Source organism: Sphingobium sp. YR768, assembly GCF_900111125.1.
Lineage (GTDB): Bacteria > Pseudomonadota > Alphaproteobacteria > Sphingomonadales > Sphingomonadaceae > Sphingobium.
Map to the genome: position 1 here is coordinate 75,504 of NZ_FOGE01000004.1, position 20,941 is coordinate 96,444.

A 20,941-nucleotide genomic window follows, 5' to 3' on the forward strand; every position below is an offset into this window, starting at 1 on the left:
GTTCCTGAAATCGCGCAGTCCTCTATAGGCCGAGTGACGGCAGGTCGTGCTGAAGACAAAGAGCGCTGGTTCGGATCAGACGAAGGTCATGCAAGCGCATCGCGTAGTGCGTTGACCATCGCCATCGTGACGACGGCCTGGGGATCGCGGCGCGGAAGTAGAGGCACGCCGTTGCGCTGTGCTGTTTCCTGCGGAGCGCACATCGCTTGGCAGGCAAGCGATTGCCGCCGCGCGCCGCGCGGGTTCACTGGTCTCAACCCTCGCGGAGAAATGGATTGAGGATGCGCAGCGCCCCATCAACGAGGAGGCCGTGCTGCATATCTTCCGACCAAAGCGTAGCACAACCGGCCGCGCGCGCGGCGGCGACGATCATTCCGTCATAGACAGAGAGCTGATAGCGTTCGGCGATGGCGATGCCCGCTTCATGGATGTCGATCGTGACGGGAACGACATCGACCAATCCGCGCACGGCGCTCAGCAGCGCGTGCGTTTCGGGCCAGTCCAGCCCCATCTTCCGCCGGGCGACACTGGTAATCTCGTTCAGAACCTGAACGCTGATCAGGCCGCCGTCGGCGAGAAGAGCCTCGGCGCGCTCGGCCTTCGCCCGATCGGCGCCGGCCATATAGAGGATCACGTTGGAGTCGAGGAAACTACCGGGCATTGGCCTCGTCCCTGTCGAACTTCCAGTCCGCAGGGAGTCGACCGCGAAACGCCTGCAACCGCTTCAGGAACTCGGCGCGGCCAGGTTTGCGTGAAACCGCCAGTTCGCGGCTGTCGTCGAGCCGGATTTCGATCTCGTCGCCTTCCTTCAGCTTGAGGGCGTCAACCACGATCGCGGGCAGTCGGATGGCAAGGCTATTGCCCCATTTGGCGACCTGCATGAACATCTCCAATGATATACAGATGGCGAAATGTATATCATCAGGGCCTCGAAGGCAAGGATCGCCACGAAGGCGGCGCTTACGCGCCGCCTCGCTGCCGGAAGTCCCAGACCTTGATGCCCATCACCTTGGCCTTGTCCCGGATGTTGTCCTGGATGCCGGTGCCGGGGAAGACGACGAGTCCCTTCGGCATCGTTTCGAGAACCTCGTCATTGCGCTTGAACGGCGCGGCCCGCTTGTGCTTGTCCCAGTCGGGCTCGAAGGGGACGCTCGGGACGCCGCGATTGTCGGCCCACAGAACGGAGATATGCTCGCCGCCAGTGCCGGTCGCGCCGTGCAGCAGCACCATGTCGGGGAACTTCGCCTTGATCCGGTCCAGCGTCGCATAGATGAAATTGACGTCGTTGAACGCCGGACCCGAGGAGACCGCGATGCGGGTGCCGGGGGGCACGAGCACCTGCTTGTCGGCCCATTTGCGCGCATTAATGAAGTCGCGGCTGGAGATCACCGCCGAGGTAAGCGCCTTGCGGTTGACCTTCGAGCCGGAGCGCGGCGTCCAGGCTTTGCGGACATGGATGCGGTAGTGATCGGCACAGGCGTCGCGGAAGAACTCCATCGCGTCACGGCGTTCGATCATGGTCGCACCTTCGCGCAGCAGCCGCTCCAGCTCGACCGACTTCACCTCGGAGCCGTCCTGTTCGCGCTGGCTGCGCTTCTGGGCGAACTCGTTGTCGTCCAGCTCGCGCTCGATCCGTTCGCCGGTGCGCTGGAAGACGTTGGTGATGTTCCAGAGCAGGTCTTCAAGGTCGGGTTCGAGCCGCGTGTCGATCAGACACGAGACCATCGCGTCGAAGATGTCGGCGACGGCGCCCTCGGCCGAGCGGGAGTCGGGGAGCGGGCGCTGGTCGGGCTCGTCCTCGAAGGGCCGGTATCCGTATAGAGCCATCTCCTGAAGCAGGTAGGCGGTGGGGGATTCCTCGTGCTCGGGTTCATGTTCGGGAAGCGGATTGTCGGTTGTCATGGCGACGCCTCTCATCGGTTGACCGCGCCCTTCGCGGCCTTCGCAGGCGTCGAAAGACGGCGGGCGAACCGGGCTTGCACCGCCAACCCCGCCCCTCGCGGGGGGCGGCCGAGCGCAGCGCTGGACGGCAGGGCGGCGGCTAATTTGTTTCGCGATGCAAAGCGGCCGCTCGCGGCCGCGGCGGAAATTAGCCGCCGAACGCCGTTGCCGGGCCGGGGCGGCTGTCGTCCAGAACGCCTCTCAAGAAGGCCGCGAAGGGCACGGGCCTCTCCGATGATCGCAAGCGTCGCCGCAACCGGCAGGCCGGACCTTCCCGAACCCCGAGCCGAAGTCCCCGCCGCCTTTCCGGCGTCACTCAGGCAATGGCCAGGAACCGGCTCACGTCTTCGGGGACGAGCTGCAAGGCCAACGCAGCCTGCATCCGCTCAGGCCCCAGCAGGCGCAGATCCTCGTTGAAATCGCCGAGCATGGGCGAGAGCGGCACGACCTCGATCCCGGCCCCGGAAGCCCGCTCGGTCAACCTCGCCAACGCCGCGTCGCCGGCCGGATCGTCGTCGCGGCCGACATAGAGGCGCCGGAGCGCGGGCGGGAACAGCACGGCTCCGAGGTGGGGCGAGGACAGAGCGGCGATCATGGGCATGGCGGGCATGACCTGACGCAAAGACAGGATCGTCTCGATGCCTTCGCCCGCCGCCATCACCGCATCCGATCTGCCGAAGCGGACGCCGTGCCCGAGAAGGAAACCCATCGCGCGCCGAGGCGTGACGACAGGCGCCTTGGTCGATGTGGCGGGGTCCAGCCAGGTGCGGTGAACGCCGGTGATCGCGCCATCGAGATCGGTGACGGCGGCGATCATGGCAGGGCATGCGCGACGGGTGCCGGCCAAGTCCTTCCGCGACGGGGTGTAGTAGCAGCGCGGGTGGCAGCGGAGCGGGTCGTCCGCCAGCAAGGCCGTGATCGCGCGTCCCCGCAGATAGGCTTGAGCGACCGATCCCCGGACAGGCCCGGACGCGGCGAACAGACGTCTGGCGGCTTGCGGCGAGCCGGTGGGCGCTTTCGGCTCACGCGCATGGCGTGGACCATCGGTGCAAGGCTCGGGATGCGGCAGGCTGAGGAAGCTCCGGGCTTCGTCCAGCGTGTCGCGGAGCTGCGAATGGCCGCAGACGAGTGCGATGATATCGAGCAGGTCGCCATGCTCGCCGGTCGCGGCATCGGTCCATTTTCCGGCCGCGCCCCGGCCGTCCTCCGAGCCCGAAAGCCGCACATAGAGGCTGCGGCCCGGCGTGTTGTGGGCATCGCCGACCAGCCAATAGCGGCCTTCGCGATGCCCCTTCGACAGGTAATGACGGCAAACCGCCTCGGCCCGATCGCCGAGACGGTTCGCCAGTTCGCCTGCCTGATCCGACAGCCGGCCCATCACGCGGCCGCCCGGTCGGCGATGCGCTGGAGCGGCCATCGCTTCATGATCCGTTCCAACACGGCGACGCCACTGGCATCGACGGGGACGAACATGCGCAGCGTCCACGAGATGATCTCGTGGAACAGGCCGTAAGCGGTCAGCCGCTCGCGCATGGCGTCGGTGAAGCCGGTCAGCTCGATCCGATAGGCGTTCATGACGCGCACGCGGCGGAGCTGGAGACCTTCAGCCAGGTCGAGCACGGTGCGCCCGTCCATCAGCGCAGCGAAGGCTGCCTGCGGATCGAGGCTCGGGCCATTTTCGTTGGCAGTTGCCGTGGCGACCCATGCCGGCGAGACCCGGCGACCGATGATCCGCTCGCCGTCGTCGGTCTGGAGCCGATAGACGCGGGTGGACTCGTTCGGCAACCGCTTCCAGATCGGCAGCAGCAAGCCGGTGACGATGTGCATGGTGCTGGTGGCGAACTCCGGCACCTCGGCCAGCTCCACCTCCCACGCGCGGGCGAAGTCCGCCCGGCTCGCTTCGCGCCATTGCGTCTGCGCCATCGCCTCCAGCGGCATGGGCGTCGATTCCATCGGTCGGACGAGCCGCACGCGGCGTTCGACGCTGCCGTCGTCGAGCAACATGCCCTTCGTCGGTATCTGCACCGCTGCGCGGCCGGATTGGGCGTTGACCAGCAGGACCGCGCGCGGGTCCGAAAGCCGGTCGAGCGCGTCGTCCAGCGTGATCGGCCGATTGCGGTCCTTGCGTTCGATCGTCAGCAACCTCGTCTCCGCCGTGGTGCCGGGATGTGTATAGATGGTGCTTCGCTCGGCGATCGTGAAGCTTTCGGCCTGGAGCGTCTCCAGCCCCAGCTCGTAGGTTCCTGAAGCGACGGCCCCCTCGATGCGGGCGGTCAGCAAGTCCTCGAACGCCGTGAACAGAATGTTCTGCAAGTCGATCGTGAGCGCCAGCATCCGGTTGAGGAAGGTGGTGATCGGCGGCAGCTCGTCCTTGAGGCCGGTGTCGTCGCGCAGGCTGAGACCCGTCGCCTCCTCGAAGGCGAGCAGCGAGCATCCCTCGACCTTGCCCGCAAAGAGCAGCCGATAGAGCTGGCGCAGCGCGTCGCGCGCATATTGCGATTCCAGATTGTCCTCCGGCCGGAACAGTCCCTGGCCGCCGGTCTGGCGCTGGCCGCGCGTGATCGCCCCCAGCGTGTCGAGGCGGCGGGCGATGGTCGAGATGAATCGCTTCTGCGCCTTCACGTCGGTCGTCACCGGCCGGAACAGCGGCGGCTGCTTCTGATTGGTCCGGTTGGTGCGGCCGAAGCCCTGGATGGCGTTGTCCGCCTTCCAGCCCGCCTCCAGCAGGTAGTGGACGCGCAGCCGCTGGTTCCGCGCGCCGAGGTCGGCGTGGTAGCTGCGGCCGGTGCCGCCCGCGTCGCTGAAGATGAGGATGCGCTTGGCGTCGCTCTGGAAGGCGTCGGTCTCGCCGACATTGGCCGAGCCCGGCCGGCTCTCGACGACATAGCGGTCGATGCCGTCCGATCCGCGCCGCTTGACGATCCGGCGCGAGCGCCCCGTCACCTCGGCGACCACATCGGTCCCGAAATGATGGATGATCTGGTCGAGCGCGGCCGGGACGGGCGCGAGCGAGGCCAGGCGCTCGATCAGGCGGTCGCGGCGCTCGGCGGCTTCGCGGGATTCGACGGGATTGCCGTCCGCGTCGGTGACGGGCCGCGAGGACAGATGGCCCTCGCTATCCGTGAACGGCTCGTAGAGTTGCACCGGGAAGCTGTGTTCGAGATACGAGAGAACATATTCACGGGGCGTCACGTCCACGCGAACGTCGTCCCATTCCTCGGTCGGGATGTCGGCCAGCCGGCGTTCCTGCAACGCCTCGCCGGTCGAGACGATCTGGACGACGGCGCTGTGGCCGGCTTCAAGATCGCGCTCGATGCTGGCGATCATCGAGGGTGTCTGCATCGCCGTGATGAGGTGATTGAAGAAGCGCTGCTTGGCCGACTCGAAGGCGCTGCGCGCCGCCGACTTGGCCTGGGCGTTGAGCGTGCCGGTCGCGCCGGTGATGTTCGCGGCCTTCATCGCCGCATCCAGATTGTTGTGAATGATCTGGAAAGCGCCCGCGTAGGCGTCGTAGATGTCGATCTGCGCGCGCGTCAGCGCATGTTCGAGCATCTCATATTCCACGCCGTCGAAGGACAGCGAGCGGGCGGAATAGAGGCCGAGGGCCTTGAGGTCGCGCGCCAGCACCTCCATCGCCGCAACCCCGCCATCCTCGATCGCCGCGATGAACTCGCTGCGCGTGGCGAACGGGAAATCCTCGCCGCCCCACAGGCCGAGCCGCTGGGCGTAGGCGAGGTTTTGCACGGTGGTCGCGCCGGTCGCGGAGACATAGACGACGCGGGCATCGGGCAGCGCGTGCTGGAGCCGAAGCCCCGCGCGGCCCTGCTGCGAGGGCGCCTGCTCGCCCCGCTCGCTGGTGCCGCCGGCCGCATTCGCCATCGCGTGCGCCTCGTCGAACACGATCACGCCGTCGAAGTCAGCGCCGAGCCAATCGACGATCTGCTGCACGCGGCTTGCCTTCTCGCCGCGCTCCTGCGAACGCAGCGTGGCGTAGGTGGTGAACAGCACGCCCTCGTCCAGCGTGATCGCGGTGCCCTGCCGGAAGCGGGAGAGCGGCGAGACCAGCAGGCGCTCCTGGCCGAGCGCCTCCCAATCGCGCATCGCGTCCTGATGCAGGGTTTCGGAACGGCTGACCCACACGGCGCGGCGGCGGCCCTTCAGCCAGTTGTCGAGGATGATGCCCGCGACCTGGCGGCCCTTGCCCGCGCCGGTGCCGTCGCCGAGGAACCAGCCGCGGCGGAAGCGCACGGCCTGTTCGGCGTTGTCCGGCGCGGCGGTGACGACATCCCAGGTATTATCGACGGTCCACGCACCGGCGAGATGGCCGCCATGCGCCTCGCCGGCGAGGATGACGGATTCGAGCTGGGCGTCCGACAGGATGCTGTCGGCGACGAGGCTGGCCGGCAGCATCGGCCGATAGCTCGGCCTGGGCGGCGAGACCGAGGCCATCGCCGCCGACTGGACCAGCGGCGTCGGGTGCGGCTTCGCGCCATCGATGCGTAGCGACTGGAGCGCATAGGGCTCGTAGATCGCATCGGTCAGGCGGCCCGCTTCGGCGGGCGTCCAGTCGATCGGCTCATAGGCCAGCTCCGCCGCCTCGGGCAGCTCGACGGGCGCACGCGCCGGTGCGGGAGCGGCGCGACGACGAGGCGCGGGCGTGGCGGTCATCGCCCGCATGGCGACGGGCACCGCAACGGACACGGCGGGCGGCGGCGCGTCGGGGCCGGACCCGCGCGGCGGCACATGGCCCTGCACCCAGCCGAGCAGGGTGGCAGTGTCGGCCGCGACGCCGGGACAAGCCGGGAAGCTGCGAGGATCGTCGGCGGGCACTCGCTCGATGACGGTCAGGCGCGTATCGATGGTCGTGCCATGCTTGGCATAGACCCGGCCGTCGATCGCTGCCGAGAACAAGACGCGGCCCCGTTCCTGAAGCTGGGCGAAGGCGTCGGCCCAGGCGGGATTGTCGGGCGCGCAGCTCGCCCCGGTGATCGCGACCAGGCGGCCGCCCTCGGCGAGCCGGGCCAGCGCCGAGCCGATATGGCGCAGCGCGGCGTCCTTCATCGCCCGGTCGACATGGGCGACGGCCGAGAACGGCGGGTTCATCACCACCACGCTCGGCACGATGTCCGCGCGCAGATAGTCATGGATATGCGCGGCGTCGTGGCGCGTGACCGGGCAATCGCTGAACAGGCCGGCGAGCATCTCGGCGCGGATCTCGGCCAGCTCGTTGAGAATGAGGCGGGCGCCGCGTGTCTCGGACTGGACCGCGAGCAGCCCGGTGCCGGCAGAGGGTTCCAGCACCAGGTCGCCGGGCTGGATCGCGGCCGCGACGGTCGCGACGAAGCCAAGCCCGGCCGGGGTCGAGAATTGCTGGAACGCCTGGCTGGTCTCCGACCGGCGCGTATGGGTGGGCAGCAGCGCCGCCACCTTCTGGATCATCGCCAGCGCGGCCGCCGGCGACGCCGATTTGCGGAGGATGACGCTGCCATATTTGCGCAGGAACAGAACCTGCGCCGCTTCGCAGGCGTCATAGGCGGTCTTCCAGTCCCACGCGCCATCGGCGTCGGAACCGCCGAACGCGGTCTCCATAGCGATGCGCAGGCCACGCGCGTCGATGGCGCGGCCCCGTTCGAGGTCGGGCAGGATGAGCGCGGCGGCGGCGAGGATGGACCGTGCGGTCGCGGCGCAACCGGGCGCGACGGGAAACGGCGCCGCCGAACGAGTAGCGGGTGCAGCAAGAGTCATGGCGAATGTCCTTGAGGAGAGCCGGGAGGGAACGGGCCGCCGGACGCTCTCTCTCGATCCGGCCGACCCGCCCGCTTCCGGCCCGCCTCTCACTCTCTTGAGGGCGCGCGGCCCGAACGCATCTGGACGTGCCGATCGCCGCGCGGCGGAGAATCTCGTCTCCAGCAGCCGGGCAAAAAAAGAGCCCGTCCCCGGCCGAAGCGGGGACGGGCCATGTGCGAGGTCAGGCGTCGGGAGCGGTCGGCAGCTCCCAGGTTTCGTGCCGGTCTTCGTCGATGACGAAACCGTGCGGACCGGGGCGATATTCCTCGTCGGGGACAAGGAAACAACGCAACGGCTGCCGGTCACGCTTGCCGCCGAGCGCCGCGACGCATTGCACGAAACCCGGCGAGCTTAGCGATCGGCTTGCGGAGACGACGATCCAGTCCTGGGCGTGGGCCAGCTCGAACAGGCGGCGATCGTTCGAGAAGGATTCGCCCGGCGCGAGGGGCCGCCCGTGGACGGCTTCCCAGCGTTCGGGATAGGTGTCGCGCAGGGTCTTCTCGGCGATGCGCCGCTCGTAGGCGGTGAACAGTTCGGGAAAGCCGAACGCGACCATCGCCCAATCGCAGTCCTCTTCATACCAGCCGCCCTCGACGCGCAGCGCGGCGGGCATGGCCGCGTTGCAGGCGTCATCGAGCTTGAAGCCGCCGTGGCTGGCGGTGGTATGGAAGACCACCCCTTCGGCATAGACCGAGCCGCCTTGCGACGCGCCCCACGGGCTCCAGCGGTCGGACGCTCGGTGCTGCCGATCGAGCGCGATCGTTTCGCGCCGATGCTCGACCTGCTCCGCGACGAGAGCGCGGAACTCCGCCTCGTCGGCGATGGCGTCGCCAAAGCCCGAGAAGTCGGCCCGCCGCCACGCGGAGATCGGGCGGTCGAGCCGCCAAGTGCTCGCGAGGCGGAGACCGTCCCCGACCGGACGGGCGAGATAGGCATTGTCCCCGACCAGCGCCGCCAGATCGTCATCGGCGGTGCGGCCGAAGACGGCCTCGATGGGAGCGGCGGCGGTCATGCCGCCCTCCCGACCGGAGCGACGCCGTTGCCCTCGTCGCCGACAATCTCGGCGATCATATTGGAATAACGGTTGCGCGACATCCATTGCTCCGCCGCCGCCATATCCGGCGCGAGATGGCGCAGCTCCTCACGATCGCCGTGGCGGGTGAGAACGCGCACCATGCCGGGCGCGGGCAGTTCCAGAACCTCGAACCGAAGGTCGGTCGAGACCTGAAATCCCCTGTTCACGATCATGACGATGACGCCGTTCGCGCCAAAATCGCCGAGATGGAGCGTGAAGTTCGCCGGAAACGGAGCGCCGCCCAGCGTGCACGCAGCCGTCTTCTGAACCAGGCGGCCGGTATCGTTGCGATTTTTCCAGGATGATAATTTGCGGCGGAACCGTTCGGGCGGCCGCGGCGAGCCGTCGAAAAAGCGCAGCGAGGCGCCGAGCGGAACCGAAGCCGCGACGGCATAGCCATCGAGGACGGCCGAAACGGCGGCAAGGGGTGCATTGGGGGACGTATTGGACATGATATACCTCCGGGAGAGCGGGAAAGGCGCGAGCCGTCCGGCGCTCTCTCTCGATCCGACCGGCTCACCCGGTCTCCGGCCCTCCTCGGCCTCTGGCCGCCGGCCCCGTCATGGGACCAGCGGCGCGCGGCTCAGTCGGTAAGCGTCCCGGCCGCTATGTCGGCGATCCATTCGGCGGCCTCGTCGAAATCGGCGTCGCCGTCTTCGACCTGCCGCGCCAGCGCGACGGCGCCCGAGCGGCCGAGCTGTCCGAGACGCAGGATGGCGGCGAGCAGGACGGGCGCAAGGGCGTCGGCGTCCGCCAGCGCGATGTCGTCGATCTTCATGGGGATTCTCCTATGTCGAGGGTGAAAGCCGCGCGGCCGGAAGTGGCCCGGCGGCCATGCGAAAAGGCCCGGCGCTCGGCCGGGCCGTTGGTCGGCATCGTGAAAAAGAAGGGACGGAGCGGCCGTAACCGCTCCACCCCAGAGTGCGACTATTCCGCCGCGATGGCGTATGCCGAATCCTCGGCGTCGTCTTCGCCATCGTCCCCGAGGTACGCCGGGAGCGCTTTGCCATCCTCGCCGTCCGCCGGCGCATCGGCGATCGACAGGATGGGTTCGGCCTCCGGCATCCGCAGCGGTTCGGGGAGCCAGCCGGCATCGGCCAGCAGCCGCTCGGCTTCGCGCGCCATGTCGCCCTTCTTGAGGTGGTCGATCAGGCCGGCCTTCTGCGGCTCCGTGCCTTCGGCGACGGCTTCGAGGATGCGGGGCTTGGTGACGCGGCCGAGATAATTGTCGACCGTCGGCCGCCAGCCCGTCGCCGCCATGTCGAACCCGATCGCGCGGGCCAGGACATTGGCGTGCTCGATCCGGCGCGCGACGCCATGCGCCGAGACGCGGCCGCCGCCATGCTTGGCCACCGGCTCCCACAGCGCGTTCACCGTATAGGCCGCGCAATGGGCGAACAACGCCGCCTGATCGGCGCCGTCGAGCTGCTGGATCGCGTCCCAGGCATCCTTGTCGGACCTGGGCAGACGCGCCTTCCAACCGGCATGGCGCTCCTCCATCGCCTTCGCCGCCGCGCTTTCCCGCAGGCCCGGCGCCTGGAACGGGAAATAGACACGGGCGACCGACAGCTCCAGGCAGGTCTCCGTCCGCACCTGATAGAAGGTGGTCAGCACCATCGCGTGCAGCACGGCGGCGAAGGCCACCGAGGGGTTCTGCGCGAAGGCGTCCTGCAGGGCGGCCGTCCGGGAAGCGGTCAGCTCGGCGACGAGCCGATCCGGCAGCGGCTTGATGACCTCATCGTCGTCATCATCGCTGTCGGCGGCGACCGGCGCGGAAACGGCCGCGCCATCAGGGTTCCGCAGGTCCGTCTGCACGGCGATGCCCGCCGATTCATCGTTGGACCCCTCGGACAGCGCGTCGGCCTCGTCGTCGGAAGCTTCGGCGATTTCGTCCTCGGGCTCATCCTCCGGCCGCACATAGCCGCGGTCGATATAGAGCGTGCCGTCCTCTTCGAGACCGACGAACACGCCGGCGCGAGCCTGCTCCCCGGCATCGTAGGTGAAGCGACCCTGGGACAGCGTGGCCAGTTCGACGTCGATGGCGGTGACGCGCGCCTCGACCTCGGGCGGCACAACGCCCTTGCCCGCCCACTCATCCTCCAGCGCGTCGGCCTCGGTGCGAAGCTCGGCGATCCGGGCTTCGTCCGCTTCGGTCGGCGGCTCGCGGGTAGCGTCGATCTCGCGGCAGTCCTCGTCATAGCCATAGGGCAGGTCGATCAGCGCCTCGACCCACTTCCAGCCTTCGGCCCTGATCGTCTCCGCCTCGGCGTCGAGCTTGTCGGCGACCAGGCGGTCGAGCAAGGCGGGATCGGACAGCCAGCCGCCGTCATCGGGCTCGAACAGGTCGCGCGTCGGGACCGTGCCGCCGGCCGTGAGATAGGCGGGCAAGCCGATGAACAGCACGCGCCTGTCGGAAACCGGCACCATGTCCTCCGTGAGCTTGTCGCGGATGAAGGTGGGCGACCTGTTGCTGCTGTGATCGAGCTGCTTCCAGAGTTGCTCCTGGCGACCATGATCGTCGCTGACCGTGAAGGCCATGAGCTGATCGAGCGTCATGTCGCCGGCCGCATAGACCTCATGCAGCTTGGGCGAGACCGAAGCGAGCTTGAGGCGCTGGCTCACGACGGCTGGCGTCACGCGGAAATGCGCGGCGATGGCCTGCTCGCGCTCGCCTTTGTCGTGAAGCGCCTTCATGCCCCGGAACTCGTCGAGCGGGTGGAGCGGCTCGCGATGGGTGTTCTCGGCAAGCGAGTCTTCTTCGGCCAGGACCGGATCGGTGGCCGACTTGACGACACAGGGCACCGGACTGGTCTTGTCCATGCGCTTGCGCTTCACGAGGATCGCCAGCGCGCTATAGCGGCGACCGCCGGCAGGAATCTCGAACCGGCCGGTCTCGTTGCCATCCACGTCAATCTCGGGCCGGACGTTAAGGCCGTGCAGCAGGCCGCGCCGCTCGATGTCGTCGGCGAGGTCTTCGATCGTCACGCCGTTCTTCACGCGGCGGACATTGGACTGGGACAGGAACAGCTTGTCGAAGGGAATGTCCCGCGACGGGCTGAGGGTGATCTTGGGGGTGGGGGCAGCTTTTGCCATGTCGGTTACTCCATGACGGGCCGCCGCGAGACACTCTCTCGGCTGTCAAGCCCGTCACGAAACCGAAGGCCCCCCTCTCACTCTCTCCATGTGCATGGCGGCCGTTACACACCGCACATGCCCTCACATTCGTTGCCCCAGAGATCGAGCTGGCCACGATCGGCCGGCGTGCTGAGGTCCGCCCGGTCGAGCGGCACGGCCGAACGGTGCAGATAGACTTCAACCCGGATGCCGCGCAGCCCGGTGCGGATCGCATGGTCGACCTCCACCGCCTCGGCCCAGGCTTCGGGATCACGGTCGCGGATTTCGCGCCAGCGCAGGTCGGAATGGAAGGGACAGCCGACGCAGGCGCTCTTGGGCGGGATCGGATAGTCGTGCCGTTCGAGCCAGCGCAGGCAGTCGTGCCGCGACATGCGCTGCTCGATCAGCGGCCAGCGATTGACCTGCCACGCTTCGAACGAGGGCTTCATCCGCATCAGCTCGTCGAGCGAGATGCCGATCCATTGCTCGACGACAGGATGGTCGGGCGAGCGGCGGCGAGTCAGGCCGACCAGCTCGCGCACCTTCCGGCGAATGGGGACGATCTTGTAATCCTTGGTGCATTGGCGCCGGATCATGCCGATCTCGATGCGGTGACGCTTCACGGTGCGAGTGAAGGCCGGGATCGAGGCCCAGCGTTCGCCGCCGCCGGCCCGCAGCAGGTCGGCCCGTATGTCGCCGGCCGAGACGATATGCACCGGAAAGGGCAGCACGTTCGGCGACATGAGCCAGGCGAGATGCTCGCGCACGGCGCGCGGCTCCCAGCCGGTGTCGGCGAATATGGCGCAGTCGGGCATCGGCCCGACCTCGCCGTGGGCGGCCATCAGCGCCAGCGTGGTCGATTGAACGCCCGCGCCGAGGCTGAGCACGCGCAATCGAAGCCGATCGCGGGATGGGTTCTGGCCGAGGGTGATAAGGCCCGCCGGATCGTAGCCGGCGGCCGGGGCGGCGGTGGTGGTGTGCGCCATCGCGTTTCTCCGCGACGGGCCGGCAGGGGCCACTTCCTCTGCCTCGTGAGCCCGTCACGGCGGGCCGGGCGAAACTCTCGCTCTCAGCGGGGGCGCTGCGGGGGCGGCAGCCGCCCGCACGAAGGGGTAGCGGGAGACCGCAAGGGCTCCCGGTCAGGGGAAGGCTTTCCCCACAAACACCTGACAAAGAACCAGCAGAACAGCCAAGCGCACTCGCCGCTGCTGAGGCTCGACCCGCTGACACGACAGCGCCGCGCCTTGCAGCAAGTCGCCATTGCCGGCAGGCTTCGAGAGGAAGATCGCCCCGGCAGGAAGCGCATGGTCTTCCGGCATCGCCGTCCCGGCCACGCCAAACCGATGTCAGCGAGCGGCAGCTTGTCGATGAAGCCGCTTTCGATAGCGATCATGGCGGGCGCTGGCTAAACGTGAGTCGACCGCGACCCGTCCCGGCCTCTTGAGGCCGCGAGACGCAGCGGCTCATGCGCAAGGATCGAGGATCAAGATGAAGGAGATGCCGTGTGGCAGGCAATAGCTGGGAAAGAGTTCCGATCGATGCGCAGAGCATCGAAGCGCCGCTGTCCCACGCTGCCATATTCCTTGTGCTTTGCGTTGCGGACGGCGCCGACGCGCTCAACAAGGCCCGCTCAGTGCTCGGCGGGCTCGACGATCTGGTGAAGACGGTGGGCTTCCGCGACCTGTCCGCGCGGCTCTCCTGCATCGCCGGAATCGGCAGCGACCTGTGGGATCGGCTCGCGCCCGGCGCCAGGCCGCATGAACTGAAGCCCTTCACGCCGATCGCCGGCAATCCGCACCACGCCCCTGCGACGCCGGGCGATCTGCTGTTCCACATCCGCGCCGAGCGGCCCGACATCTGTTTCGAGTTCGAGCGCATCCTGCTCCAGTCGTTCGGATCATCGGTGACGACGGCCGACGAGGTGACGGGCTTTCGCTATTTCGATGCGCGCGATCTGCTGGGGTTCGTCGACGGCACCGCAAACCCGGACGGCAAGGATATCGCGGACTCGGCGCTGGTTGGCGAGGAAGACGCACCCTTCGCGGGCGGAAGCTATGTCGTGGTGCAGAAATATCTGCACAATCTCGATGGCTGGGGGAGCGTGCCCACGCCCGAGCAGGAGGCGATCATCGGCCGCACCAAGATCGATAATATCGAGCTGGACGACGACGACGCGCCGCGCAAGTCGCACAAGTCGCTCGCGACGATCGTCGATACCGATGGCACCGAGCGCGACATCCTGCGCGACAACATGCCGTTCGGCCGTGCCGGCCACGGCGAGTATGGCACCTATTTCATCGGCTATTCGCGGCGGCTGTGGGTGATCGAGAAGATGCTGGAGCGGATGTATGTCGGCGATCCGGTCGGCTCCTATGACCGGCTGCTCGACTTTTCGACGCCGCATACCGGCACGACTTTCTTCGCGCCGTCGCGCCGCACGCTTCAGGCGCTGGCGGACGGAAGCCCGCTCGCTGCTTCCTCGGCGGACGGTTCCGGTTCAACGGACAATGACTGACTGGCGCTGAGCGCCGGGCGACAAGGCGTTCGCCTGCGAAAATATACCCGCTCGGTCCTGGGCTCGGCGATGGCGTCGAAGCCAGCGTCCAGCCAGGCGCGGCGGTGCGGTGCGCGGCTATCGGCCTCGCCGTTCGCGCACCACCATTCGGCACCCCTCGAAGCGCGCGGGAGCAGCCCGCCGATGATGTCCTCGATATGCGCGAAGCCCAGCTCGACGCCTTCCGCATCGTTGCGAACTCGCCATCGTCTCAGGAACGCTGCCAAGGGGTCATACTTGCCCATCGCGATGTTTCAGGCGCTCGGCTCGGGCGCGTCAAGCGGGACCGCGCCGATCCGTTTCAGGATAGGGCCGTAACGGCGGTCGATGGGAGCGCGCCGAATGGAGTTTGTCCGCACGGCAATGCCGCCGGATTCGGCACCATCTGTTCGTGCATTGTCAGCGACCAAAGAGTAGATTCCGGCGCAATACGGAGTCGGCGTCATGAGTAAAACAGACCCCGAATTAGTGAAGGCGTTTCTGGGTTTGGAGACGGCGTTGGTCGCACTTGAGCATATGGAGCCACAACGGGAGCCAGACAATGTGCTGATGCTGGCGATCTTCACGGTCGCCGACGATGCCGTGTACGAGCTGATCGATGCGGTGAGCAGCCATCGGCTGACCAGCAGACAACAGGCGGCGCTTCGCGACCGCGTGGCGCGCTTCGAGGCGCTTGGCACGGCGGAGATTCGATCATCGCTGCGCCGCTATGGCTGCGCACCCGCCCCGCGGCGTGTTGCTAACTGACAGGTCAAGACGCCCCGCCGGATGGCAGGGCTTGTGCGCGCCGCAAGCCGACACGACCCAATCGGCTTGGGCCTCACAATGGCGGCGCACTACGCTGCCGATCGGATCGACTTTAGGAACTCGACCTCTTCGGGATGACGATGCAGCATTTCGATCAGGCCAACGGCCGCGTCGCTGGGCGGCATGGCCCCGCTCTCATATTTTTGGAACGCGCGCCGGCCCCCGCCGATCAGCCGCCCGGCTTCCTCCTGCGTCAGCTTCAAGCGCTTGCGGACCTTGCGGACATGGGCGGCATAGGCGGCCTTCAGCTCCCGGAACATGCGATCGGAATCGGCGAGATCGGCCCCGGAATGGATCGCGTCGCTGTCGTCGTCGGGATACCAGCCCGGCACTTCGACCGTGCGCGTCATCGAGCCGAACTTCACCGTCTGCGGGCGCACGCCCCGTCGCAGGGTCTTGCCGGTCTCGGGGTGGATGCGCGTCTCAGTCATTGCCGACCTCTTTGAATGATGTGAGCGTGACGTCGATCAACGTCTCGCCCGCGAATTTCAGATACAGCCACCGCCGGTCCCACGGCATGTTGTAGGTGTCGTGCCATACCTTCGAGTTGGGCGGGTTGTGCGCTGTCTCCGACTTGATGAAGTCGCCGGGTTCGAGCGCCTGCACCGCCTCAACGATGTCCTCCAGCGAATAGCCTAGAGCACGGGCGCCTTCGACGGCGCTGCGCGTGATCTCCAGGGCCTCCACCTGTGCGAACCTTGCCTGGACCGCAGCCAGATCGTGATGCGGCTTACGCTTGATCGCCATCCCTATATACACCTTGAAGGTTAATTCATCAAGGCCGACCGGCCGGTGCGCGCAGCAGGGAGTCGGCGATCGTCAGTAACCCGAGGCGAGCGTTCGCACCACCCGGACGGCCTGGCGTCTGTCGGCGAGAAAAGGGCTTGGTGAGTTTTGGGCTTCGAGAAGCGGCGCACAATCGACAGACTCGCGCGGGTCAGGGAGGCGGCGATAAGCGCCACAAGGCTTCCTGGGTCGGAACGCAGGATCGTCCGTGAGCGCGTTGTCTCCAGGTTCGGCCCGATTGTCTCCAGTCGGTGGAGCCATTGTCTCCAGCCGTCCAGCCGCCTGGACAGGGTGAAAAGGCCACGCTGCGGCACAACGGACAGGCGCAATCTTCGCCAGCCAACGCCAGAAGCGGCCCATTCTTGGCGATTTTCTGGAGACATTATGGAGACAACGGGGTTTGCCGAGAGCATTGTCTCCAACAAAAAAGCGGCCCGAAGGCCGCTAATCTGCTGATTTTATTATAGAAAACTGGAGCGGGCGAAGGGATTCGAACCCTCGACCCCAACCTTGGCAAGGTTGTGCTCTACCACTGAGCTACGCCCGCTCGGGCGGCCGAAAGATACATTCTCGGCGAATGTGGCCAATCGGCAAAAAACTGGAGCGGGCGAAGGGATTCGAACCCTCGACCCCAACCTTGGCAAGGTTGTGCTCTACCACTGAGCTACGCCCGCTCGGGCGGCCGGAAGAGTATGCCTCTCTCGGCGGGTGGCGGCCAACTAGCAAGGCTTTCCCAAATCGGCAAGGGGCAGAATGGCAGAAAAATGAAATCCTCTTTCCGGATCGCCAAAATCCTGACTTTTCTGCGGTTTAGCAGAGCACGGAAAATGGGCTTCAGGTGGGCGCTGTCCCGCCGCCCGGCGAATCGCAAGCCCCCCCTCGCGAAAAAGTGCCGCTTGGCGCGCGCCGTCCATCTGCTAATCTGCGTCCTTAACCGTCGCGGCGGGATCATTTGGCGCCGCCCTTCGTAATGAACAGCAGCCAGCGGGCCAAGAATAAGCAGGCCGCTCAATCGCAGGGAAGACCAGACATGTCGTCCGATTCACTGACGCGCCGCAGCCTGTTGCAGGGCAGCGCCGTCATCGCCACCGCCGCGCCGACCCTGTCGGCCGCCTCCGCCACAGCGCCCTCCCCAAATAGCGGAGCCAAAGCCATGATGCCGGTGGAACTGACCGTCAACGGCCGCGAGGTTCATCTCCAACTCGATCCCCGCACCAGCCTGCTCGACGCGCTGCGCGAACATCTGCACCTGACCGGCACCAAGAAGGGTTGCGACCATGGCCAGTGCGGCGCCTGCACCGTCATTGTGGAAGGACGTCGGATCAATAGCTGCCTGACGCTGGCGGTGATGCATGATGGCGAGACGGTGACGACGATCGAGGGGCTGGGCACGCCCGAGGCGCTGCATCCGATGCAGAAGGCCTTCATCGTCCATGACGGCTATCAGTGCGGCTATTGCACGCCAGGGCAAATCTGTTCGGCGGTTTCGGTGCTGGAGGAGATCGCGGCCGGCATCCCCAGCCATGTCACGCAGGATCTGGACGACGTAGCGCTCAGCGACGCGGAACTGCGCGAGCGGATGAGCGGCAATATCTGTCGCTGCGCCGCCTATCCCAACATCATTGCCGCCATGCGCGACGTTTATGGTCAATCTGGGGCGAAGGGAGAAAAGGCATGAAGTCCTTTACTTATGAACGCGCCACCAGCGTACAGGCGGCGGCGAAGGCGGCGGCTTCCGTACAGGGCGCGCGCTTCATCGCGGGCGGCACCAACTTGCTCGACCTGATGAAATTGCAGATCGAAACGCCGACCCATCTGATCGACGTCAACCATCTTGGCCTCGACCGGATCGAGGAGACGCCGGAGGGCGGGTTGCGGATCGGCGCGCTGGTGCGCAATACGGACCTTGCCGCCGACAAGCGGGTGCGCCGCGACTATGCGGTGCTCAGTCGCGCACTGGTGGCCGGCGCATCCGGGCAGTTGCGCAACAAGGCGACGACCGGCGGCAATCTGCTGCAACGGACCCGCTGCCCCTATTTCTACGACACGCGCATGCCCTGCAACAAGCGCCAGCCCGGCAGCGGCTGCGGCGCGATGCAGGGCATGAGCCGCAGCCTTGCCATATTGGGCGTCAGCGACGCCTGCATCGCCCAGCATCCCAGCGACATGGCGGTAGCGATGCGCCTGCTGGACAGCGCAGTCGACACGATCGATGCGAATGGCGCGACACGGTCCATCCCGATCGCCGACTTCCATCTTCTGCCCGGCGATACGCCGCAGCGGGAAACGCTGCTGAAACCGGGCGAGATGATCACCGCCGTCACCTTGCCCAAGCCGATCGGCGGCGCCCATGTCTATCGCAAGGTACGCGACCGCGCCTCCTATGCCTTTGCGCTGGTGTCGGTAGCGGCGGTGTTCGGGAAGGATGGCACGGCGCGCTTCGCCTTTGGCGGCATTGGGGCCAAGCCCTGGCGCGTGGCGGCGGCGGATGCGGCGGCAAAACAGGGTCCGAAAGCCGTGGCGGAGGCGGCGCTGACCGGCGCCCGCACGACCCATCATAATGATTTCAAGAAGCTGCTGGTCGAACGGACGCTCGCGTCCCTCTATCGGCAGCAGGAGGCACGGGCATGAAGTTCGACCAGCCAGCAGGCATCAACCCGATCGACCGGGGCCGGGTGATCGGCATCCCCCATGACCGGATCGATGGCGCCGCCAAGGTGACGGGCACCGCCCCCTATGCCTATGAGCGCCACGATGCCGCGCCCAATGCGGCCTATGGCTGGATCGTCGGATCGGCGATCGCCAAGGGACGGATCGCGGCGATGGACCTGCGCGCGGCGGAAGGCGCGCCGGGCGTGCTGGGCGTCGTCACCCATGCCAATGCCGGCAAGCTGGGCAAGGGCAGCATGAACACCGCGCCCCTGCTGGGCGGGCCGCAGATCGACCATTATGAGCAGGCGGTGGCGCTCGTCATCGCCGACACATTCGAAAATGCGCGCGATGCGGCCAAGCTGGTGCGGATCGATTATGTCGCGGATGCCGGCAAATATGATCTGGCGGCCGAAAGCATCCGGGGCGTGATGCCGCCCGACAGTTTCGGATCGCCGGCCGATTCGAAGGTGGGCGATTTCGACAGTGGCTTTGCGGCGGCGGCCGTGACAGTCGACCAGCGCTACACCACGCCCGACCATAGCCATGCGATGATGGAGCCGCACGCCACCACCGCCGCCTGGAACGGCGACCGGCTTACCCTGTGGACATCGAACCAGATGATCGACTGGGGCGTCGGCGAAGTGGCGAAGACGCTGGGCATCCCCAGGGCGAATGTCCGGCTGGTGTCGCCCTATATCGGCGGCGGTTTCGGGTCGAAGCTGTTCGTGCGCGCGGACGCGGTCCTCGCTGCGCTGGGGGCAAAGCGGGTCGGCCGCCCGGTCAAGGTCGCGATCGCCCGGCATCAGATTCCCAACAACACCACCCATCGTCCCGCCACCATCCAGCGCATCCGCATCGGCGCGGACAAACATGGCCTGATCGACGCGATCGGCCATGAAGTCTGGTCGGGCGACCTGCCCGGCGGCGGACCGGAAACGGCGGCGATGCAGACGCGGCTGCTCTATCGCGGGCCGAACCGGATGACGGCGCACCGGCTGGTGACGCTCAACCTGCCCGAAGGTAACGCCATGCGCGCGCCGGGCGAAGCGGTCGGCCTGCTGGCGCTGGAGGTCGCGATGGACGAACTGGCCGAGGCCTGCGGCGTCGATCCGGTCGAACTGCGCATCCGCAACGATGTGCAATATGATCCCGAAGCCGGCCCGCAGCGTCCCTTTTCCAGCCGCAAGCTGGTGGAATGCCTGCGCGCCGGGGCGGACCGTTTCGGCTGGGCCAAGCGTAACCCCAAGCCGGGGCAGGTGCGCGATGGGCGCTGGCTGGTCGGCATGGGCGTGGCTGCGGCCTTCCGCAACAATGTGGCGATGAAGTCGGGCGCGCGGATCGGCGTGGACGGCGCGGGCCGGGTGATCGTCGAAACCGACATGACCGACATCGGCACCGGCAGCTATACGATCATCGGCCAGACGGCGGCGGAAATGCTGGGCGTCACGCTCGATCAGGTGACGGTGCGTCTGGGCGACAGCCGCTTCCCGGCATCGGCCGGGTCGGGTGGGCAATGGGGGGCGAACAGCTCGACCGCCGGCGTCTATGCCGCCGCCATGGCGCTGCGCGCGATGCTGGCGGAAAAGGCCGGCTATCCCGCCGATCAGGCGCAGTTCGACGATGGCCTCGTCAAGCTGGGCAACCAGTCGCAGACGCTGGCTTCGCTGGCCGGGCGGGAAGGGCTGTGGGCGGAAGACAGCATCGATTTCGGCGATCTCGACAAACGCTATGCGCAGGCGACCTTCGGCGCGCATTTCTGTGAAGTGGGTGTCGATATCGACACGGCCGAAATCCGCATCCGCCGCATGGGCGGGGCCTTTGCCGCCGGGCGCATCCTCAATCCCAAGTCCGCGCGCAGCCAGGTGATCGGCGCGATGACCATGGGCGTGGGCGCGGCGCTGATGGAGGCATTGGACGTCGACACGCGCTTCGGCTTTTTCGTCAATCACGACATGGCCGAATATCTGGTGCCCGTGCATGCCGACATTCCGCCGCAGGACGTGCTGTTCATCGAGGAACTGGACGACAAAAGCTCGCCGATGAAGGCCAAGGGCGTCGGGGAACTGGGCATTTGCGGCGCAGGCGCGGCGGTGGCCAACGCCATCTACAACGCCACCGGCATCCGTCTGCGCGACTATCCGCTGACCATCGACAAGCTGCTGAAAGCGCAGGCGGCGTAAGGAGAAGCCGACCCAAGGTATAATGGAGCGCCGCGCCCCCTGTCC

Annotated in this window: 18 protein-coding genes and 2 tRNA genes; 5 read left to right on the forward strand and 15 right to left on the reverse strand. The window is 67.1% G+C overall.

The genetic code is table 11. From position 1 onward, the window contains the following. Positions 1–253 precede the first annotated feature (253 nt). The 11 genes from BMX92_RS07275 to BMX92_RS07325 form a co-directional block, all read right to left on the reverse strand. Positions 254–661, reverse strand: a complete 408-nt coding sequence (locus tag BMX92_RS07275; protein WP_093014226.1) for a PIN domain-containing protein — start codon at positions 659–661, stop codon at positions 254–256. After that, positions 651–881: an AbrB/MazE/SpoVT family DNA-binding domain-containing protein gene (locus BMX92_RS07280; protein ID WP_093014815.1), complete on the reverse strand. Its 231-nt coding sequence runs from the start codon at positions 879–881 to the stop codon at positions 651–653. Before BMX92_RS07280 ends, BMX92_RS07275 begins: the two co-directional genes overlap by 11 nt. A gap of 79 nt (positions 882–960) precedes the next feature. After that, positions 961–1,902 carry a DUF2493 domain-containing protein gene (locus tag BMX92_RS07285; protein WP_093014229.1) on the reverse strand — a complete coding sequence of 314 codons (942 nt, stop codon included), beginning with the start codon at positions 1,900–1,902 and terminating at the stop codon, positions 961–963. A gap of 355 nt (positions 1,903–2,257) precedes the next feature. After that, positions 2,258–3,358: a DUF7146 domain-containing protein gene (locus tag BMX92_RS07290; RefSeq protein WP_256213305.1), complete on the reverse strand. Its 1,101-nt coding sequence runs from the start codon at positions 3,356–3,358 to the stop codon at positions 2,258–2,260. Next, entirely contained in the window at positions 3,319–7,686 is a 4,368-nt protein-coding gene (locus BMX92_RS07295; protein WP_093014232.1) for a strawberry notch-like NTP hydrolase domain-containing protein, read from the reverse strand. The genes BMX92_RS07290 and BMX92_RS07295 overlap by 40 nt, the downstream gene beginning before the upstream one ends. 223 nt (positions 7,687–7,909) lie before the next feature. Beyond that, the gene (locus BMX92_RS07300) at positions 7,910–8,740 is read right to left on the reverse strand and encodes a DUF7007 domain-containing protein (protein WP_093014235.1); all 831 of its coding nucleotides are present in this window, start codon (positions 8,738–8,740) and stop codon (positions 7,910–7,912) included. After that, the gene (locus BMX92_RS07305; RefSeq protein WP_256213306.1) at positions 8,737–9,255 is read right to left on the reverse strand and encodes a hypothetical protein; all 519 of its coding nucleotides are present in this window, start codon (positions 9,253–9,255) and stop codon (positions 8,737–8,739) included. The genes BMX92_RS07300 and BMX92_RS07305 overlap by 4 nt, the downstream gene beginning before the upstream one ends. A 131-nt stretch (positions 9,256–9,386) precedes the next feature. Further along, a complete protein-coding gene (locus BMX92_RS07310) occupies positions 9,387–9,581 on the reverse strand; it encodes a hypothetical protein (protein WP_093014238.1) in 195 nt (64 codons plus the stop codon). Positions 9,582–9,730: 149 nt separating this feature from the next. Further along, positions 9,731–11,896 (reverse strand): ParB/RepB/Spo0J family partition protein, encoded by a 2,166-nt coding sequence (locus tag BMX92_RS07315; RefSeq protein WP_093014241.1) that lies wholly within the window; start codon positions 11,894–11,896, stop codon positions 9,731–9,733. Between the two features lie 104 nt (positions 11,897–12,000). Next, entirely contained in the window at positions 12,001–12,903 is a 903-nt protein-coding gene (locus BMX92_RS07320) for a hypothetical protein (protein ID WP_256213307.1), read from the reverse strand. 153 nt (positions 12,904–13,056) lie between these two features. Beyond that, entirely contained in the window at positions 13,057–13,236 is a 180-nt protein-coding gene (locus tag BMX92_RS07325) for a hypothetical protein (protein WP_093014244.1), read from the reverse strand. A 185-nt stretch (positions 13,237–13,421) separates the two neighbouring features. On the opposite strand from BMX92_RS07325, the gene BMX92_RS07330 reads away from it, so the two are divergent. Together BMX92_RS07330 and BMX92_RS07335 are read left to right on the forward strand one after the other, a co-directional pair. Next, positions 13,422–14,432: a Dyp-type peroxidase gene (locus BMX92_RS07330; protein ID WP_093014247.1), complete on the forward strand. Its 1,011-nt coding sequence runs from the start codon at positions 13,422–13,424 to the stop codon at positions 14,430–14,432. Positions 14,433–14,915: 483 nt separating this feature from the next. Next, positions 14,916–15,218, forward strand: coding sequence for a hypothetical protein (locus BMX92_RS07335; protein WP_143066736.1), 303 nt, complete (start codon positions 14,916–14,918; stop codon positions 15,216–15,218). Between the two features lie 89 nt (positions 15,219–15,307). Here the strand turns inward: BMX92_RS07335 and BMX92_RS07340 are convergent, their stop codons facing one another. The 4 genes from BMX92_RS07340 to BMX92_RS07355 form a co-directional block, all read right to left on the reverse strand. Continuing rightward, positions 15,308–15,709 carry a type II TA system antitoxin MqsA family protein gene (locus BMX92_RS07340; protein WP_093014253.1) on the reverse strand — a complete coding sequence of 134 codons (402 nt, stop codon included), beginning with the start codon at positions 15,707–15,709 and terminating at the stop codon, positions 15,308–15,310. Next, on the reverse strand, positions 15,702–16,025 hold the full coding sequence (locus tag BMX92_RS07345; protein WP_093014256.1) for a type II toxin-antitoxin system MqsR family toxin: 324 nt from the start codon (positions 16,023–16,025) through the stop codon (positions 15,702–15,704). The genes BMX92_RS07340 and BMX92_RS07345 overlap by 8 nt, the downstream gene beginning before the upstream one ends. A gap of 511 nt (positions 16,026–16,536) precedes the next feature. Further along, a tRNA-Gly gene (locus tag BMX92_RS07350) sits at positions 16,537–16,611 on the reverse strand. Between the two features lie 52 nt (positions 16,612–16,663). Further along, positions 16,664–16,738: transfer RNA gene (locus tag BMX92_RS07355), tRNA-Gly, on the reverse strand. Between the two features lie 356 nt (positions 16,739–17,094). On the opposite strand from BMX92_RS07355, the gene paoA reads away from it, so the two are divergent. The 3 genes from paoA to paoC are packed head-to-tail and all read left to right on the forward strand — an operon-like array spanning position 17,095 to position 20,896. Then, on the forward strand, positions 17,095–17,742 hold the full coding sequence (gene paoA, locus BMX92_RS07365) for an aldehyde dehydrogenase iron-sulfur subunit PaoA (protein WP_093014827.1): 648 nt from the start codon (positions 17,095–17,097) through the stop codon (positions 17,740–17,742). Continuing rightward, positions 17,739–18,695, forward strand: coding sequence for an FAD binding domain-containing protein (locus tag BMX92_RS07370; protein ID WP_093014262.1), 957 nt, complete (start codon positions 17,739–17,741; stop codon positions 18,693–18,695). The genes paoA and BMX92_RS07370 overlap by 4 nt, the downstream gene beginning before the upstream one ends. Beyond that, positions 18,692–20,896, forward strand: a complete 2,205-nt coding sequence (paoC, locus tag BMX92_RS07375) for an aldehyde oxidoreductase molybdenum-binding subunit PaoC (RefSeq protein ID WP_093014265.1) — start codon at positions 18,692–18,694, stop codon at positions 20,894–20,896. Before BMX92_RS07370 ends, paoC begins: the two co-directional genes overlap by 4 nt. Positions 20,897–20,941: the final 45 nt, after the last annotated feature.

Excerpts from the sequence above, each read along its gene's own strand:
- BMX92_RS07275 (WP_093014226.1), bottom strand. The coding sequence starts at position 661 with ATGCCCGGTAGTTTCCTCGACTCCAACGTGATCCTCTATATGGCCGGC.
- BMX92_RS07280 (WP_093014815.1), bottom strand. The coding sequence starts at position 881 with ATGCAGGTCGCCAAATGGGGCAATAGCCTTGCCATCCGACTGCCCGCG.
- BMX92_RS07285 (WP_093014229.1), bottom strand. The coding sequence starts at position 1,902 with ATGACAACCGACAATCCGCTTCCCGAACATGAACCCGAGCACGAGGAA.
- BMX92_RS07290 (WP_256213305.1), bottom strand. The coding sequence starts at position 3,358 with ATGGCCGCTCCAGCGCATCGCCGACCGGGCGGCCGCGTGATGGGCCGG.
- BMX92_RS07295 (WP_093014232.1), bottom strand. The coding sequence starts at position 7,686 with ATGACTCTTGCTGCACCCGCTACTCGTTCGGCGGCGCCGTTTCCCGTC.
- BMX92_RS07300 (WP_093014235.1), bottom strand. The coding sequence starts at position 8,740 with ATGACCGCCGCCGCTCCCATCGAGGCCGTCTTCGGCCGCACCGCCGAT.
- BMX92_RS07305 (WP_256213306.1), bottom strand. The coding sequence starts at position 9,255 with ATGTCCAATACGTCCCCCAATGCACCCCTTGCCGCCGTTTCGGCCGTC.
- BMX92_RS07310 (WP_093014238.1), bottom strand. The coding sequence starts at position 9,581 with ATGAAGATCGACGACATCGCGCTGGCGGACGCCGACGCCCTTGCGCCC.
- BMX92_RS07315 (WP_093014241.1), bottom strand. The coding sequence starts at position 11,896 with ATGGCAAAAGCTGCCCCCACCCCCAAGATCACCCTCAGCCCGTCGCGG.
- BMX92_RS07320 (WP_256213307.1), bottom strand. The coding sequence starts at position 12,903 with ATGGCGCACACCACCACCGCCGCCCCGGCCGCCGGCTACGATCCGGCG.
- BMX92_RS07325 (WP_093014244.1), bottom strand. The coding sequence starts at position 13,236 with ATGCCGGAAGACCATGCGCTTCCTGCCGGGGCGATCTTCCTCTCGAAG.
- BMX92_RS07335 (WP_143066736.1), top strand. The coding sequence starts at position 14,916 with ATGAGTAAAACAGACCCCGAATTAGTGAAGGCGTTTCTGGGTTTGGAG.
- BMX92_RS07340 (WP_093014253.1), bottom strand. The coding sequence starts at position 15,709 with ATGACTGAGACGCGCATCCACCCCGAGACCGGCAAGACCCTGCGACGG.
- BMX92_RS07345 (WP_093014256.1), bottom strand. The coding sequence starts at position 16,025 with ATGGCGATCAAGCGTAAGCCGCATCACGATCTGGCTGCGGTCCAGGCA.
- paoA (WP_093014827.1), top strand. The coding sequence starts at position 17,095 with ATGTCGTCCGATTCACTGACGCGCCGCAGCCTGTTGCAGGGCAGCGCC.
- BMX92_RS07370 (WP_093014262.1), top strand. The coding sequence starts at position 17,739 with ATGAAGTCCTTTACTTATGAACGCGCCACCAGCGTACAGGCGGCGGCG.
- paoC (WP_093014265.1), top strand. The coding sequence starts at position 18,692 with ATGAAGTTCGACCAGCCAGCAGGCATCAACCCGATCGACCGGGGCCGG.